Here is a 206-nt window from a genome sequence, read left to right on the forward strand (position 1 = left end):
CTTTATTCGTTTTGCCTGATATTACTTCCCAATTGTCTGCTTTGGAAAATGAGACAGATCTGACAGAAGAAGAAAAGCTGGCCAAGAAAGATGAACTGATGACAAATTACGCTATCAAGTCTGAACGCGTACACACTATCAACCAGTTGCTGAAGGCTTATGCTATGTTCGAAAAGGATGACGAATATGTTGTAATCGACGGACAG

1 protein-coding gene is annotated in these 206 nt (G+C 40.3%); it reads left to right on the plus strand.

Translation table 11 applies throughout. The features are described from left to right. The coding region (locus tag HJV72_RS19665; RefSeq protein ID WP_208073577.1) for a hypothetical protein at positions 1–206 on the plus strand (206 nt) is incomplete at both ends.

The sequence above is a fragment of the Extibacter sp. GGCC_0201 genome, from assembly GCF_017566055.1.
GTDB lineage: Bacteria > Bacillota > Clostridia > Lachnospirales > Lachnospiraceae > Extibacter.